General features: G+C 41.6%; 13 protein-coding genes and 1 pseudogene. 7 read left to right on the forward strand and 7 right to left on the reverse strand.

Features of this window, described 5'->3' with window-relative positions:
• The first annotated feature begins 210 nt into the window (after window positions 1-210).
• The 5 genes from V7K62_RS20280 (at window position 211) to V7K62_RS20300 (ending at window position 6,103) form a co-directional block, all read left to right on the forward strand.
• Window positions 211-2,097, forward strand: a complete 1,887-nt coding sequence (locus V7K62_RS20280) for an ATP-binding protein (protein ID WP_334867160.1) — start codon at window positions 211-213, stop codon at window positions 2,095-2,097.
• A 30-nt stretch (window positions 2,098-2,127) separates the two neighbouring features.
• Complete coding sequence (locus tag V7K62_RS20285) at window positions 2,128-3,390, forward strand: sensor histidine kinase (RefSeq protein ID WP_334867162.1); 1,263 nt, start codon at window positions 2,128-2,130, stop codon at window positions 3,388-3,390.
• A 125-nt stretch (window positions 3,391-3,515) separates the two neighbouring features.
• Window positions 3,516-3,950 (forward strand): hypothetical protein, encoded by a 435-nt coding sequence (locus tag V7K62_RS20290; RefSeq protein WP_334867164.1) that lies wholly within the window; start codon window positions 3,516-3,518, stop codon window positions 3,948-3,950.
• A 452-nt stretch (window positions 3,951-4,402) separates the two neighbouring features.
• Window positions 4,403-4,966 carry a 3'-5' exonuclease gene (locus V7K62_RS20295; RefSeq protein ID WP_334867166.1) on the forward strand — a complete coding sequence of 188 codons (564 nt, stop codon included), beginning with the start codon at window positions 4,403-4,405 and terminating at the stop codon, window positions 4,964-4,966.
• 327 nt (window positions 4,967-5,293) lie between these two features.
• The gene (locus tag V7K62_RS20300; RefSeq protein WP_334867168.1) at window positions 5,294-6,103 is read left to right on the forward strand and encodes a superoxide dismutase; all 810 of its coding nucleotides are present in this window, start codon (window positions 5,294-5,296) and stop codon (window positions 6,101-6,103) included.
• Window positions 6,104-6,140: 37 nt separating this feature from the next.
• Here the strand turns inward: V7K62_RS20300 and V7K62_RS20305 are convergent.
• From V7K62_RS20305 to V7K62_RS20335, 7 genes and pseudogenes are all read right to left on the reverse strand, one after another.
• A pseudogene (locus V7K62_RS20305) lies at window positions 6,141-6,875 on the reverse strand (ABC transporter ATP-binding protein).
• A gap of 28 nt (window positions 6,876-6,903) precedes the next feature.
• Complete coding sequence (locus V7K62_RS20310; protein WP_442937317.1) at window positions 6,904-8,118, reverse strand: ABC transporter permease; 1,215 nt, start codon at window positions 8,116-8,118, stop codon at window positions 6,904-6,906.
• 172 nt (window positions 8,119-8,290) lie between these two features.
• Window positions 8,291-8,464, reverse strand: coding sequence for a hypothetical protein (locus tag V7K62_RS20315; protein ID WP_334867172.1), 174 nt, complete (start codon window positions 8,462-8,464; stop codon window positions 8,291-8,293).
• Between the two features lie 56 nt (window positions 8,465-8,520).
• Complete coding sequence (locus tag V7K62_RS20320) at window positions 8,521-10,050, reverse strand: efflux RND transporter periplasmic adaptor subunit (RefSeq protein WP_442937316.1); 1,530 nt, start codon at window positions 10,048-10,050, stop codon at window positions 8,521-8,523.
• 68 nt (window positions 10,051-10,118) lie between these two features.
• Window positions 10,119-10,478, reverse strand: coding sequence for a hypothetical protein (locus V7K62_RS20325; RefSeq protein WP_334867174.1), 360 nt, complete (start codon window positions 10,476-10,478; stop codon window positions 10,119-10,121).
• A gap of 612 nt (window positions 10,479-11,090) precedes the next feature.
• Complete coding sequence (locus V7K62_RS20330; protein WP_334867176.1) at window positions 11,091-12,431, reverse strand: hypothetical protein; 1,341 nt, start codon at window positions 12,429-12,431, stop codon at window positions 11,091-11,093.
• 121 nt (window positions 12,432-12,552) lie between these two features.
• The gene (locus V7K62_RS20335; RefSeq protein ID WP_334867178.1) at window positions 12,553-13,194 is read right to left on the reverse strand and encodes a hypothetical protein; all 642 of its coding nucleotides are present in this window, start codon (window positions 13,192-13,194) and stop codon (window positions 12,553-12,555) included.
• A gap of 1,156 nt (window positions 13,195-14,350) precedes the next feature.
• Between V7K62_RS20335 and V7K62_RS20340 the strand changes: the two genes are divergently transcribed.
• Both V7K62_RS20340 and V7K62_RS20345 read left to right on the forward strand, forming a co-directional pair.
• Complete coding sequence (locus tag V7K62_RS20340; RefSeq protein WP_334867180.1) at window positions 14,351-14,779, forward strand: hypothetical protein; 429 nt, start codon at window positions 14,351-14,353, stop codon at window positions 14,777-14,779.
• A gap of 270 nt (window positions 14,780-15,049) precedes the next feature.
• Window positions 15,050-16,122: DUF1565 domain-containing protein (locus V7K62_RS20345; protein ID WP_334867182.1), on the forward strand; the 1,073-nt coding region annotated here is incomplete at its 3' end.

A 16,122-nucleotide genomic window follows, 5' to 3' on the forward strand; every position in this document is an offset into this window, starting at 1 on the left:
TTTTTTTATCAATCACATTGTAAGTTTTCCGTAGGCGTAGCCCGCCGTAGGCATCGCACGCAAAAAAGACACCAGATTCTATTGGTACGCTAGTAATTTAAGGAATGATAAAGACGAATATAAAAAATTAGCGATCGCGTTTTCTGACTTGATGGTTTGGGAATACTAGGGCTATGGATATATATTTCAAATCCAGCAACCCCTAGTATTATGCCGACATTTTTCAACTATCCTTTCCACTCTAACGGTTTTATTCCCCACGGACATTGTTATCTCTGGCAAACTGGATTAGTTTGGCTCCACATTATTTCTGATGCCACGATCGCTCTTGCCTATTATTCTATTCCCTTCTTACTAATTTACTTTATTTCCAAGCGCAAAGACGTTCCTTTCAATGGAATCTTTTTATTATTTGGTGCTTTTATCATTGCCTGCGGTACTGGACATTTGATGGATATTTGGACGCTTTGGCATCCAGACTATTGGATTGCAGGTGCTTTAAAAGCTCTAACTGCCATTATTTCGATATATACGGCATTTGCGTTATTTTATCTCATGCCTCAAGCTCTGACACTACCCAGCCCTGCCCAGTTAGAAATTATCAATCAAGCGCTTTTAAGCGAAATAGTAGAGCGCAAGCGCATCGAAAAAGAACTACGCCTTGCACAGGAAGTCGCTCAAAACTCCAGCCAAGCCAAGAGTGAATTTCTCGCCAATATGAGTCATGAACTACGTACACCCCTCAACGGTATTCTGGGCTATACACAAATCCTCCAACGCACAGAATCTTTGAGTGAAAAAGGACGCAAAGGAGTCAGCATCATTTACCAATGTGGTTCCCATCTTTTAACCCTGATTAATGATGTTCTGGATCTCTCCAAAATAGAAGCCCGGAAGTTGGAATTGTATCCTGTTGATTTCTACTTGCCCGCCTTTATAGATAGCGTGACTGAAATTTGCCGCATCCGAGCAGAACAAAAGGTCATCGCATTTCACATCGAACTCGATCCTGATTTGCCAATAGGTATTCATGCTGATGAAAAACGCCTGCGGCAAGTACTGATTAACTTGCTTAGTAATGCCATTAAATTTACTAATCAAGGTAGTGTCACCTTCAAAGTTCAGGTCATTGGTCAAGAATCAAATACCAATGGAAAAACTAACTACAAAATTCGCTTTCAGGTAATAGATACCGGCACGGGTATAACCCCTGAACAAGCTGAGAAAATCTTCCAGCCCTTTGAGCAAGTGGGAAGTCAGAAACGACAATCTGAAGGTACAGGCTTAGGATTAGCAATCAGCCAAAATATTGTTTTGTTGATGGGTAGTCAAATTCAGGTGCAAAGTGAATTTGGCAAAGGTAGCACTTTCTGGTTTGAGGCAAAACTGTCAGAATCTAAAGACTGGGCAAAGGTTTCTAGAGTAGTTGAGCAGGGGACTATTATTGGTTATCAAGGACAAAGGCGCACCATTTTGATTACGGATGACAAATGGGAAAACCGATCAGTAATTGTAAATTTATTAGAGCCTGTTGGGTTTACTGTTGTAGAAGCTAGTCAGGGTCAGGAAGCATGGGAACAGGCTCTAATCTACAAACCAGACATGATTATCACTGACCTAGTAATGCCTATATTGAATGGATTTGAGTTGATCGAACGTTTGCGTCAGTCTGGCCCATTTAAAGAGATTGCTGTCGTCGCTTCATCAGCCAGTGTGTTTGCAATCGACCAGCACAAGAGTATTGATGTCGGTGCAGATGCATTTCTACCAAAGCCTGTAGAAGCTGAGACGCTGCTGGAAATGCTACGACAATTTTTGCACCTAGAATGGATTTTTGATGGTAAGGTAGACGCAATCAAAAAAACCTATCCAGGTGGTTTGGATCAACAAAATGAGATGATTTATCCTGCCAAAGAGGTTTTACAAGAGTTACTAGAACTGACACAAGACGGCGATATTCAAAAAATCTTGAAACTGGCTGAGGAACTTTCTATATCTGATCAGCAGTTAGGCATTTTTGCCCAGCAAATCGTCCAGCTTGCTAGTAATTTCCAACTCAAACGTTTGGAAACTTTTATTCAACAATACATTAATTAATTTGAGTTAAAATTCAGTTTTAAATTCATCATGAGCAAAACTCAAAATAACGGATTCATTTTGATTGTGGATGATAATCCGACAAATTTATCTGTTCTGTGTGAAGCACTCAATAGTGAGGGTTTTCGTTTCCGTGTTGCAGTCGATGGAGAAAGTGCGATCGCTCAAGCTGAACGCAATCAACCAGAGTTGATTTTGCTGGATGTACAAATGCCAGGTATTGACGGATTTGAAACTTGTCGCCGCCTGAAAGCCAATCCTGTTACTCAAAATATTCCAATTATTTTCACCACTGCCTTAGCAGATACGGAGAGCAAAACGAAGGGATTTTCTCTCGGTGCAGTAGACTATATCCCTAAACCGTTTGCACAAGAGGAAGTCATTGCTAGAGTGCGCGTGCATTTACAACTCAAACAATTGACTGAATCTTTGGAACAACAAGTTAGCGATCGCACCAAGGCTTTGCAACAAGCCCAAGTCAAACTAGTGCAGCAAGAGAAGCTATCAACACTTGGAGAGTTAATCGCTGGTGTTGGCCATGAAATCAATAACCCTATCAATTTTATTTCCAGCAATATTCCACCCTTGCAAGAACACATTGCCGGAGTAACTAAGTTGTTCCTACTATATGAACAAGAGTATCCAAACCCAACAGCCAAAATTACCAATGCCATTGAGGACTTGGATCTGAACTTTGTTCTCGAAGATATGGTAAAAATCTTAAACTCACTCCAGCTAGGAAGTGAACGAATTAGGAACCTTTCTAATTCACTCCGCAACTTCTGCCGCTCAGACAGGGATGCCAAAATATCTGCTGATTTGCACCAAGGATTAGATAGTACACTAATGATTTTGCAACACCGCCTCCATGCTAATGGCCATCGTCCTCGCATTGAAGTTATTAAAAGTTATGGAGTATTACCACAAGTCAGCTGCTATCTTGGGCAAATGAATCAAGTATTTATGAACATTCTGGCAAATGCAGTTGATGCCCTTGATGAAGCTATAATGCAAGGCAAAATTAACAATCTAATTCCTGAAATTAAAATTGCAACAGAAATAGATTCTGAACAATTGGTTGTAATTCGGATTGCTGACAATGGAATTGGTGTTCCTGAACGGCTTAAAAAACGCTTGTTTGAGCCGTTGTTTACCACAAAAACCGTTGATAAAGGTACTGGACTTGGCTTGTCTATCGCATATCAAATAGTTGTAGAGAAACACAAAGGTGTATTAGAAGTGAATTCTCAACCAGGTAAGGGAACCGAGTTTATCATCAAAATTCCCACTTGATAACAACATTTAATTAATTACAAAACTGCTCTAGCATTTATCATACTGGAGAGTAAGGAAAAATTTTCCCAATACCCAATCCCTAATTTCTATATAGAGTGAACCCAACTTTAGATCCTCAATTAATGGCAGAACGCATAGAATCCCTGAAAGCTGGAATAGTTGGGGGTTTATCTGTGTGTTTCGCTTTTGCAATTGCCAGTCTTTTGAATACTTTAGTACTGACAAAGTATTTTCAGACACTCGCATGTCTGCAAAGTGATGTTAACTGGCACTTGTGGGGGAGTCTTGCAGTTGCAACTTTTATTGGTTTCCTATTTGGTGTCACCTACCGATATATCATTCGCTCAGATAAAAATCCTCAACTCAAAGCTGGTGGCGTGTTAGCCTTTGGCTTAGTGCGTGGATTAACTCAGATAGAACTTGGGTGGAATTCCCACAGCACAATTTGGCCTTTTTTGGTGTTGGCGGGAGAAAGTTTGTTATGGTTTGCACTGGCTGCGTTGGCTCTTGATATCGCTATCCAATTCCGTTGGGTTAAACCTTTTTCATCAATCTAAATTCCCTTTCCGTAAGTTCTTGTTTACTGAAGTGGAGAAAATGACTATAAAATTTGTCTTTTCAGCATAGTAGGGGCCCACAGATGTGCATTGGTGTCAACTTAAGCTGAAAGCCTTTTCAAATCTCGTTTCCAGCCTCTAGGCTGGAAATGCTGCTCCTGGCGGCTCTGCCGCCAGCAAGGGAGGCGGAGCCTCTAGGACAGCATTCCCAGTCGGAGACTCTTAACGAGACAATATCTAAAAGCTGGTTCTAGGCTGGCTTTCACGTTAAGTTGACACCAATGACAGATGTGCTTCCATACTGGGGGTTGTGGTTCAAATAGATGAAAAAGGCTGTCAACATTGCACTCTTGTAGCACAACTAATACAAATAGAATACAGAATTGATTGTGTAAGTTAAAAAGTACGTATAAATAATTACTATCATTGTGTATCAATCTCTATTACCTAATATGCAAACTAAAATATCCCCCTATTATTTGATAGTCGATCTGGAGGCTACGTGCTGTAACACTGGAACTATTCCCCGTCACCAAATGGAAATAATTGAAATCGGTGCAGTGATGCTCAATCGAACAACGTGGGAAATTGATTCCGAGTTTCAGCAATTCATCCAACCTGTGAGACATCCACAACTGACAAGTTTTTGCAGTGAATTGACTAGTATTCAGCAGCAAGATGTTGACGAAGCACCAAAATTTTTAGAGGCAATCTCTCGCTTCCAAGAATGGATGAATTTATTTCCAAATCATATTTTTTGTTCTTGGGGAAATTACGACAAAAAGCAATTTATTCAAGATTGCGCGTTTCATAATTTTCCTTATCCTTTTACTTCAGAACACATAAATATCAAAGAGGAATTTTCCGAATATCTTGGCGTATCTAAAAAGTTTGGCATGGCACTAGCTCTCAATGAGTTGGGGATAGAATTAAAAGGCACACACCATCGTGGTATTGATGATGCCCGCAACATTGCAGCTATCTACAGACAGATTAAAAACAAAAAACTAAGCTGAATAATAAAAAAGTTGTAGTAGCGTAGCCCAGCTAAAATAGTGGATAAAATCTAGCTATTATGGTGTGAACAAGATGTTCACACGGGTGGAGGAGACCACAAGAAAATTAGGAGTTTGATTGATAATTATTATTCTTAGCCAAAGGAATTTTTTAGTTACAAGGTTTGAATTATAGGTTTAACAAAATAAAACTTCAGCCAGATCTATTTCTGCTCGAATTACCTGAGAACTAAGGTAGTATATATAATATTCGGCTTGATTGGATTGCAAAACAACAGTCTACGATCAGATTAGAAGCCAATAATATTGATTTTAAGGCGACAATTTATGATAAGATTTTGGCGAAAAACAATAGTTTTTTTCTTCACAACAATTGTGTTGACAATTCTGCTAATTTCTCATGAACAAGTACTCATAGCTGAGGCACAATCTTCTACACCAATACTAACGCCAACGGCTGCTAGGTCGTTTTCCTCTGTAGCTTATCCTAATAGATCGCTAAGTGCTTCTCCCGCACAGCTAGCACCATTGCCTTATGCTTATGGGGCACTAGGAAAAGCTATTGATGCTGAAACGATGAAATTGCATCATGATGCACATCATGCTAGCTACGTCAAGAACTTAAATGATGCATTAAAGCAGTATCCAGATTTGCAAAAAAGAAGTGTTGAAGGTTTACTAGTGGATTTGAACAGCGTACCTGAAGATATTCGGACAAAGGTACGTAATAACGCTGGTGGTCATCTCAACCACACGATTTTTTGGCAACTGATGAGTCCCCAAGGTGGAGGACAACCATCGGGAGCGATCGCTCAAGAAATTAACCAAACTTTTGGCAGTTTTGATGCCTTTAAAAAACAGTTTAACGCAGCGGGTGTAGCTCGTTTCGGTAGTGGTTGGGTTTGGCTAATACGTAACCCCCAAAATCAACTCCAGATTGTCACTACAGCAAATCAGGATAACCCAATTATGGACGGTTCATATCCGATTATGGGTAATGATTTATGGGAACATGCTTATTACCTGAAATATCGCAACCGTCGGGCTGAGTATTTGGATAATTGGTGGAATGTGGTGAATTGGCCGCAGATTAACAGGCGATACCTTTCCTTCTCTACAGGACGATCCCCTAACTGAATGCTACGCAAAGGGCTGGTAAACTACCCTATTTTCATCAGGTTTTACAATTATCCAGTCTGGTTTGTAGCTTTTTTGTTACCCCTTCAGCTAAACCATCTTTAACATGAATGATCCGGTTAGTTTGATCGGCTACATCTGGTTCATGCGTAACGATGACAATCGTGATGCCTTGACTGTTTAACTCAGTCAACAAATCCATCACTTCCTGAGAGGTTTCACTGTCTAAGGCTCCAGTGGGTTCATCTGCTAGAACAAGTGCAGGGCGGTTGACGAGGGCGCGGGCGATGCCTGCGGCGGGCTACGCCTACGCCACTCGCTGTTGCTGTCCACCAGACATCTGGTTAGGACGGTTTAACATTCGCTCTGCCAAACCAACACGAGTTAAAGCTGACTCTGCCCGTCGTCTACGTTCCGATTTGGGAACACCTGCATAGACCATTGGCAGCATCACGTTTTCTAAAGCCGTAGAACGAGCCAGCAAATTAAACTGCTGAAACACAAAACCGATCCGCCGATTGCGGATATATGCCAACTCATCATCGGTTAGCGTAGTCAGGTTTCTACCTTCTAAAACATAATGTCCAGATGTTGGGCGATCGAGACAACCGACAATATTCATCAGCGTAGACTTCCCCGAACCAGACATTCCCATAATTGAAACGTATTCGCCTTCCTCAATAGACAAGTCAATACCCTTGAGTATCGGAACTTCGACTTCTCCAAGACGATATGTTTTCTGAATTTCTTCCATCCAAATCATCGTTGCCATATTAATAATTCTCTACTTCCAGAATGTTTTAATCACTTCTGAGCGCCGTGATTGGGTCAAGACTGGCAGCATTACGAGCGGGAATTACGCCAGCTAGTAACCCAATTACAAACGTTAAACCAAAGCCGAACAGTATTGACCAAAGCGAAATCACGAAGGGAAATTTAAACAAATTTGAGGCGGCAAAGGCGATCGCAATTCCCAATCCAATACCAATTACCCCTCCAATGACCGCAATTACAACTGCCTCGGCTAAAAACTGGCTCAAAATCGCAGTGCTAGTCGCTCCAATCGCTTTCCGAATCCCGATTTCCCGCGTTCGTTCAACCACTGACACAAGCATGATATTGGCAATACCAATACCGCCAACAATTAAAGAAATTACCGCAACCGCCACTATCATCACCGTAAAAAGCTTAGATGTACTGGTCAGCGTGTTGATGATATCAGCCGAATTTACAGTCCGAAAATCATCTTTATCTCCTTTTTCTGGATAAATGCCATGTCTTACCCGCAAGAGATTCGTAGTTTGATACTGAGCCGCGTCTAGCTGTTCCTGGCTTTTGACTTTGACATAAATTCCTCTAATGGCAATTCCCTTAACGGCATTATTTCCTACTAGCCGAGCAGACATATTGGTAAGCGGGATATAAATTTGTTCATCCGGGTTTTGTGGCCCTTGCGCTCCCTTCGTCTCCATAACGCCAATCACATCATAGGTTTGTCCAGAGATGCGGATTTGTGCGCCTTCTGCAATACTTCCTGACCCCAGCAGTTCATCGCGGGCGGTGGCGCCTAAAACTGCCAGAGGTTTCGCCGCCTTGACTTCTTCCTCAGTAAAAAATCTGCCTGTTTGAGGATGGGTGTTGCGTACATCTGGATAATTGACATCAGTTCCAATTATGGTCATCGAGTCGTTGTTTTCGCCATAGACGACTTGAGCAGATTGTTGCAAAATAGCCGACACTCGGTCAACCCCTAAAACCTGTTGCGCGATCGCTTCAGCATCTTCTAAAGTCAATGTCGTAGCACTTCCAGCGCCCTGTTGCACCGCGCCACTTCTAGATGCACCCGCTTGCACTTGCAAAATGTCGGTTCCAAGTGATTGTAGTTGTTGCTCGGTTGCTTTTTGAGTGCCTTGACCAATAGCGGTGACAGCGATCACTGCCATAATGCCAATGATAATACCCAGCATTGTTAGCGCAGTGCGGAGTTTATTACTCCACAATGTCTCTAATGCCATTGTCAAAATTTCTACGGCTGATACCGAAGAACTGCGGATCAGAGTAGATGCCTGTTTAACCAGTGGTTTGCGATTGCGTGATTTGATCATTGCTAAACTTTGCTTGTGACACTAAATCTAAGTACAGCATTCTATTAATTCTTGGTCATATCCTGTAATGCTATTTATCGGCTTACATTGTTAATGCATCGGCTTGCATTGTTAATGCATCGGCTTGCATTGTTAATGCATCGGCTTGCATTGTTAATGCATCGGCTTGCATTGTTAATGCATCGGCTTGCATTGTTAATGCGTCGGCTTGCATTGTTAATGCATCGGCTTGCATTGTGAATGCATCGGCTTGCATTGTTAATGTGTTCTCCTGTATTAAGAATGCTACGCTTTTAGGCAAGCAAAACTGTACTAAGGGCCACCAGGAGGAGGGCCACCCATACCACCAGGAGAAACACCCCTGTTAGTATTACTATTTTTCTTAGAATCCGATGGCGCACTCACCAAAATCTTTTCATTTCCTTGTAAACCTGATTGCACAACGGTTTTGTTATTTACTGTAGCTCCAGTTTTAATTGGTACAAATCGAGTGCTACCATTTTCTGTAAGCACCTGCACTCCAGTGCCGTTACTCTGACGAGCGATCGCCACTGTTGGTACAACAAGCACATTGTTTAATTTGCCTGCATCGAATTTCGCATCAACATTCATGCTTGGAAGCAGGAGAGTCTGAGGGTCAGTGAAATCCACTTTGACTTTAACGCTGGTAACATTAGTTGCCACAGTTGCCTGAGCCGCAACCTGGGCAACTTTTCCCTTAAAGGTTTTGTCAGGATACGCATCGGCTGTAATACTTACCGACTGCCCTACCTTAATTTTGCTAATATCGGTTTCGGCAATATTTGCCACTACCTGATAAGTTGATGCCAGCGACAGAATCGAAGAAGAGGTTGATCCCGAAACCGAACTTCCAGATGTTGTCGGTGTAACGAAATCACCTGGATCAGAATACTTGGAAGTCACAATACCACTAAATGGCGCACGAATCACTGTGTCTTCAATTTGTGTTTGAATCGTTTTTAGGCTGCCTTGTTGCTGAACCACTTGAGCGCGTGCGGCGTCAATATCTTCTTGGCGGTTTCCGGCTTTGAGTAGTGCTAAAGCTTGCTGTTTTTCCTTAACCGCTGCCTTGAGTTGCTCGATATCTTCTTTGCGTGACCCAGCTTTTTGCAATGCTAGCGCTTGCTGCGTTTCATTTACAGAAGCTTTCGCGCTATCGCGATCGGCGCGTTTTTGGTTTAAAGTCTGAAGGGAAATAGCACCAGCATTATATAGTTGTTGATTGCGGCTCAAATCATCTTCGGCTTTTGTTAAACTTGCTTGAGCTATTTTTAAACGTGCATCAGCCTGAGCAATATCTTGAGAGCGATTACCTGCTTGTGCTTTTTCTAAAGTCGCTTGGGCTTGTTCTAATTGTGCCTGTGAAGCAGCAATGTCTTGGGGACGATTACCAGCGATCGCCTTTTGCAAATTCGCCTGAGCAGCAGCCAGAGAACCCTGTGCTTGAATTAGTTGCCCTTGCAGATTTGAATCATCCATGTATGCCAGGATTTGCCCCACTTTCACAGAGTCACCTTCATCTACCAGCAATTTCTTTAGCTGTCCAGAGCTTTTGGGACTGACGTTGGTCGATTGTTTGGCTTCAACAGTACCGTTAGCTGAGATGGTAATCGGTAAAGTTTCTCGCTCGACTGGAATCGTCTGCATTTTGCTTCTGGCTTCTTGAGTGGAGGAAATCACCGTCTGACGGTAAAAGAGATATCCACCGCCTGTGAGTGAACTGAATATCAATAAACCCATCAGCCATTTCGTCAGTTTAGGTTTTATTAAGCCTTCTTTAAAAGGTTTGAGTGTAATTTGTTGGGGAGAATTAAGTGTCATAGGTTATAAATGCACCTTGGTTGTAAACAACAATTGAGTCGTTGCGATCGACTCCTACCAGCAATTGATTAATTAGAAGAATTGCTCGGAGGACGTGCCGGAATCCCCAACGCTTCCCGCAATTTTTCTTCGGTAACACCAAGCTTTGTAGCTGCCGCTTTCATGTCGGGACGGCGACGCTCTCCATCTGGTGGATTGGTTGGATTAGTAGGTACTCCCAAAGCTTCTTTTAACTTGGCTTCGGTAACACCGAGTTTTTGAGCCGCGGCTGTAAAATCTATCTGACGGTGCGATCGCCTCCCTTGCGGTAGTTGCTCACCCGCTTGAGGGGAGTTTTGGGCGGTCAGGTTCGGGTTACGGCCTGCTTGACCACAGGCTGCAAGCGTGAGGGAAATGGCTGCCAAAGCTAGAAATTGACGAATAATCATAACAATCAATCTTGTTTTGCTGAGATTGGAAAGAGTTGATAGTTTTAATTACACCAGCCCAATATGACAGCTTTCCCTTTCTCTGAATTACAATTTTGTAATAATAGCGATTCTCATTTGAATGAATTAAGTAAGTAGGTGAGAATAAATCAAAGTAGATTAAGTAATGTAAAAAATCTGGAGATGTGTTCGTAGTGTACCCCTTTGGGGAAGCAAGCTACGTGTAGCGTCTCGTAGAGAGGGCTACCCCTGCGGGAACGCTTCGCGAACAGCCCTCAAATTAGGACTAAAGTCCTTACTACAAACCTTGAATTATTCACGCCGCTCTACTTACACGGGTAGGGTAGCACAGTTAGCTGTACTACCCTACGTAGTTAATTATTTCTTTCTAAGTCTGATGTTCGTAGACTTGCGTAGGCGTAGCCCGTCGTAGACATCGCTGCAAACTAGCGCTCCAACTTTTCGCTAAATCCCCTTATGTAACATAGACCTCTTGCAAAAGTCCCCTAACACCCCACCCCAACCCCTCCCCGCTCTTCGGGAGGGGAGACTTTGACGTAAGTCAAAGGCGGGGTGGGGTTCTTTTTTTGATTTATGCAAGAAGTCTCATAATTACGAATTAAGGATTTTTAAAGTTCGGTGTTTGTTACGCACTATCCATAGTAGAACAATTAGCAATACAAGCGCTTTGATCGTTGATGGCTCCACTACCTTCTTCACTTCTGTGGGGTTTTGAGGAGCAACATTACACGGAATTTCAATGATCTGTGTATGATTGGAACCATTACCACTAGCAGTCAAATCGCATTCGCCTTTGGTGGTGAGAGACAAAGGTGTATCTCCTGGAGAAACAGGCGGTTGAGATGAAGAAATAGATGGTTGAACTGAAGATGAAGAAACAGATGGTTGAGCTGAAGAACTATCGCCACCCAGTAGTAGAAGCAGAAGTAAAGCAAGACCCCCAACTCCGATTATTGGCCAAAGTGGAAAAGAATCAGAAGTATTTGGTACCAAGACATCTCCCGCAGAGCCAGGGAAAGCATCAAAAGCTATTGTTTCTCCCTCCAACGCTAGTGGATTGTCACTCAGCAAAGTATCTCCGGCGATATCTTCTCCTAAGAGCTGATTAAATTCCTGTGGAATCGCATTATTGGGGCGTCCGAGTTCCCCACCATCTTCGGAGTATGGAAAGGATAGTACTTCAAAAATCTTCTGTTGGAGTTGGTTCTGATTTCCAGAATTCAATGCATCCAACCCTGTAGAGATTTTATCTAAATAAAAATTTGTCATCTCTGGTGACAGACCTAGAGACTGAATCTGCTCTTGAATGTTGGAAATTTTTGAGGCCTCTTCAAACAGGAGTCGTCCGTATGACAATTTCAGGTCTAGTAATCCATTACGGAGGCTAACAGAGTCATTGACTCCTGAGTATGGTGCCCAGTAGAACTGCTTGGTTACAAGTCCGAGTCCTTCCACGGGATTGCGACCAAAAGGTTGTCCAAGAAGGTATTGAGATCCATCCATGATTGCGGGGGATGCATTTCTCCAAAATGAGGCGTAAGGCACCGCAGAGAGATTGGGATTATTGCCGTAGAAGCTAGCGAAATTCTGGAAGTTTTTCTCCCCACCGGCTGCTCGGATCAGAAGGTTTTGATAACTAGTCCCATTGTTTAACTCCACTAATCGTTGGATTACCGAGCCAGTTTTATTACAGGCCAGACCAAATCCCACATCACATGCAGGAATGACTCGCATCTGGCTGAGATTCTGGTTATTGATTTGGTACTGGAGATACTCAGACTCCAGTCCTGGTTGGATACCATAGCGTCCAATATTTAGCTGTGCAAAAGCAGACTGACACGTAGTGAGTACTACTGCAACAGATGAAAATGCGATCGCTGCAAAGCGAACTACCTTCGGCATCGCAATTCTTTGAACAATTGATTTAGACAAGATGCACCTCCACTAACGACAGCAATTTAATTGGTGATTGGGGATTGGCAGGTTTGAGAGATGAATGAGTCTTTGAGGTGAATGCTTCAAGTTCTAACTCCCCCAGTCCCCACTTCCCAATTCAACTCTTAGGTAAATAAATATTGATCGTGATTCCGGTACCTTTAAGGTTTCCTGATGAGAGTGGGTGATATAAGACCATAGCCCGGTTTGGTTGGTCAAAAAGATACCCACGACGTGTGGGTTTGATCTTCCCTTGCTTAACTAAGGAAACGAAGGCTTGTAGATATCTACGTATACCTTGACGGTTCTCTTTAGTAGTATTCGTATGACGCTCAATCAGCATCATAAAGAAGTCCAAGCTACGATTTTCCTGCCCCTGAATCAGACTGCCTTCATCTAGGAAAGAACTTGCTATGAGCCTGCTATTAACTTGTTTGACCTTAAATAGAGTAAAGTAACGCCCTTCTTTTTTAGGATCGTTGGCATAACAGACCCAGGAACCCTCTTTATTTTGTGTAAAACCCTGTTCAGCAAGGTAAGAAAGCAAAGAATTACTTGCCTTCGTTTGTGGTGGAGGTAATAAATCTTCAATGGGATCTAAAGAGCAAATCCTCTGTGTTGTTTTCCGTAAAGAAACGGCAGGAGTCTGCTGGGTATTGACGCGGAAGGGCTTGTCATCAGACATTGCCATGCTTGACATTGCAGCCAACACAGATACTTGGAGAACGATCGCTCCAAACAAACGAACAATGATATTCATGTTTTTCCTGTTACTATTAATTACTTTGTGAATAATCGAATTGTTACTAAATCAAGATTGATCTAGCAGTCCTAAATCATTTGTTAATTTGTTAAATTTAAGTGTTTGCCTCATTTGGTTGAGGGTAGCTTAAGTTTTCACTAATCAAATAGGACTTTTATATGTAGGTAACTAAGCACAAAGAGAATCAATATCTAAATAAAACACACAATAGTAATGTCTTCTTGACAAGACAAATTAGGCTTTTTGATATTTTTACATATACAAAAAACAATTGACATTGCGTCAAAACTTTTCTATTTACTCTTGTCTAATTTTTTGCCATTCTAAGAGGCTTTTATGCCTTTATAGCTGGCTGTCATGATTCCTGAAAAAGGGCTTTATTAGCTCTTTAGTACGTTATATAAGCAGACTTTCAAAAGCTCTGTGCTTTGCACGTTAGGGCTTTTGTTGATTTCCTGGGTAGGTTGAATAATTTTTTGTTTTTTGGAGGTAGCACACCTAACTAGCTGTTTCAGCATGGTTGCAACTTAATGTATAAAATAATATCTCCCTGACAGTAAGATAATATTACCATGACCTTGAGACATGCAACAGTATTGTGGACAGTTGTCAAAGTTGTACACTGGGAATTGTAACCACCTCTTGATTAAATTCATGGCAAATAGGTGAGAGGCGAAGTCAATCTATTTACATATCACTAGTATTTGAGAACCTAATACTATCGTTCTTAAACTACTACATTCATGTCTTAAATATAACTTAATTACAAATAAAATACGTATAATTAATAGATTCTGATCGCTAACCCAAGTTTCTAGTTATCCTGCTAAACGATGTCTACGACGGGCTACGCCTAGACATCAAACAAAGTTAAATTAGATTACAAGTATAAAATTTGCGATTTAGTAGACTGTTGCTGTTGTTGCCACAGTCATTATAAGCGTCTAACGCTCAGATTTCTGACTTCTCTAAGTGTTGTACACAAATGATTAAGTAGGGCTATATATTGTCGTGACAAAAGAGTACGTGCTTAAATTGACTCTGTAGATAGAGAAATATCCTGAGTAAAGTTGGTATATTTAAAAGTTTTAGTAGTAACAATTGTTGACTAAAATTAAGAGATTAACTTGGTATTTTCACAAGTCTTGGCAGTATGAATGTGGAATTTTTTAACAGGATTCCTTTAATACCTTTAGTATTAGTCTTATTGGCTTACACTCTTCTAGGATGGTATCTTGCTGCTAATCATATTATTTGGTTAGTGGGAGCTTTTGTTACAGCTATGGTTATAGCTGTAGTGCGAAAGAGTATTTTTTGGTTAGAGCGTTTAGTTGAATTTGACTCTAAAACCTTAGTTGTCATATTATTTTTAAGTATATCAATTGCTTTAGTAGCAACTTGGTCGATATTATTAAGGCTTTTTATCATACCCTTAGCAACGATGCTTTTAGCTGATTTGGAAATGCGCTTTTCTGGCTTCAACAAGCTAGATTCATTTTGGGTTTTAATAGTCCTAGCGGTATTGGGTTTGGTAGTGGGCGAAGTAATAGATATTCTAGTTTTTTCCAGTAGCAGATATTAAAAAATTACAGGTTAAGGATAAAAATAGATTTATATTAGATTAATTGTGGGCGTAGAGAAGATGTACGCCCACAATTAATCTGAAGTTTTAGGCGATCGCGCTTCTGAATGTTTAGGGCGTGATCAAGCAACCATAACTCGTTGGGTGAGAAAGATTTGCATAATTTTTTAACTTTGCAGTGAGAAGTACTTAAAGTTACTTAATGCATCAACTGCTACCCACTTTCATGGTTAGCGCTAGGATAGCTATATATTTTATAAAAGTATAAATATGGCTCAAACTTTTTACGTAAATTCAGTAGCAGGCAGCGATGCCAACCCAGGTAGCCAACAAGCCCCCTTGAAAACTATTACCCAAGCCCTCAAGGTAGCTACTATTGATACCAAGATTCAACTAGCAAATGGTAATTACAATGCTGCTAGCGGTGAAGTCTTTCCGTTAACGATTCCATCTGGTGTGACAGTGGTGGGTAATGAAGCCAATAAAGGCAATGGTATTTTGATTGAAGGAAGTGGTAATTACCTTAGCCGTACTTTTGCTGGTCAGAATGTCACTTTTGTGCTGCTGGATAAAGCGGAACTCCGAGGAGTGACTGTAACAAATCTGGCTAGCCGTGGTAGTGGTGTCTGGATTGAATCAACTGCCCCTACTGTTGCTAATAGCACCTTCACCAACAATAAGCGGGAGGGAGTATTTGCTACAGGCGATGCTAATCCAGTGATTCTAGGTAATGTGTTCAGTGAAAATGCAGCCAATGGAATTGCGATCGCTAAAAATTCTAAAGGTCGAATTGAAAATAACACCTACTTCAAAACAGGTTTTGGCATTGCCATTAGTGATACTGCATCACCCATCCTGCGAGATAACAGAATTTATGAAAACCGTTCTGGGATTATCATCTCTGGTAGTGCCCGTCCCGTATTACGTAATAATGTCAGTGAAAATAACACTGATGATGGTATCACAGTGATTGGAACTGCTCTACCGGATATCGGCAGTACTAACAATCCAGGGGGCAATACTCTACGCAATAACGGTAAATTTGATTTGCAAAATGCCAGTTCCAACAAGCTGGTTTCTCTAGGAAATAAAATAGATGCGTCTAAAGTCACCGGAAACATAGAGTTTGCAGATACTTCGGTTCCGACACCAACAACGCCAACCCCAACAACGCCAACCCCAACAACCCCAACAACTCCAACAACGCCAACCCCAACAACCCCAACAACTCCAACAACTCCAACAACGCCAACCCCAACAACTCCAACCCCAACAACTCCAACCCCAACAACTCCAACCCCAACAACTCCAACCCCAACAACTCCAACCCCAACAACTCCAAC

Source organism: Nostoc sp. (genome assembly GCF_036917935.1).
Lineage (GTDB): Bacteria > Cyanobacteriota > Cyanobacteriia > Cyanobacteriales > Nostocaceae > Nostoc.

Excerpts from the sequence above, each read along its gene's own strand:
- V7K62_RS20280 (WP_334867160.1), top strand. The coding sequence starts at position 211 with ATGCCGACATTTTTCAACTATCCTTTCCACTCTAACGGTTTTATTCCC.
- V7K62_RS20285 (WP_334867162.1), top strand. The coding sequence starts at position 2,128 with ATGAGCAAAACTCAAAATAACGGATTCATTTTGATTGTGGATGATAAT.
- V7K62_RS20290 (WP_334867164.1), top strand. The coding sequence starts at position 3,516 with ATGGCAGAACGCATAGAATCCCTGAAAGCTGGAATAGTTGGGGGTTTA.
- V7K62_RS20295 (WP_334867166.1), top strand. The coding sequence starts at position 4,403 with ATGCAAACTAAAATATCCCCCTATTATTTGATAGTCGATCTGGAGGCT.
- V7K62_RS20300 (WP_334867168.1), top strand. The coding sequence starts at position 5,294 with ATGATAAGATTTTGGCGAAAAACAATAGTTTTTTTCTTCACAACAATT.
- V7K62_RS20310 (WP_442937317.1), bottom strand. The coding sequence starts at position 8,118 with ATGGCATTAGAGACATTGTGGAGTAATAAACTCCGCACTGCGCTAACA.
- V7K62_RS20315 (WP_334867172.1), bottom strand. The coding sequence starts at position 8,464 with ATGCAAGCCGATGCATTCACAATGCAAGCCGATGCATTAACAATGCAA.
- V7K62_RS20320 (WP_442937316.1), bottom strand. The coding sequence starts at position 10,050 with ATGACACTTAATTCTCCCCAACAAATTACACTCAAACCTTTTAAAGAA.
- V7K62_RS20325 (WP_334867174.1), bottom strand. The coding sequence starts at position 10,478 with ATGATTATTCGTCAATTTCTAGCTTTGGCAGCCATTTCCCTCACGCTT.
- V7K62_RS20335 (WP_334867178.1), bottom strand. The coding sequence starts at position 13,194 with ATGAATATCATTGTTCGTTTGTTTGGAGCGATCGTTCTCCAAGTATCT.
- V7K62_RS20340 (WP_334867180.1), top strand. The coding sequence starts at position 14,351 with ATGAATGTGGAATTTTTTAACAGGATTCCTTTAATACCTTTAGTATTA.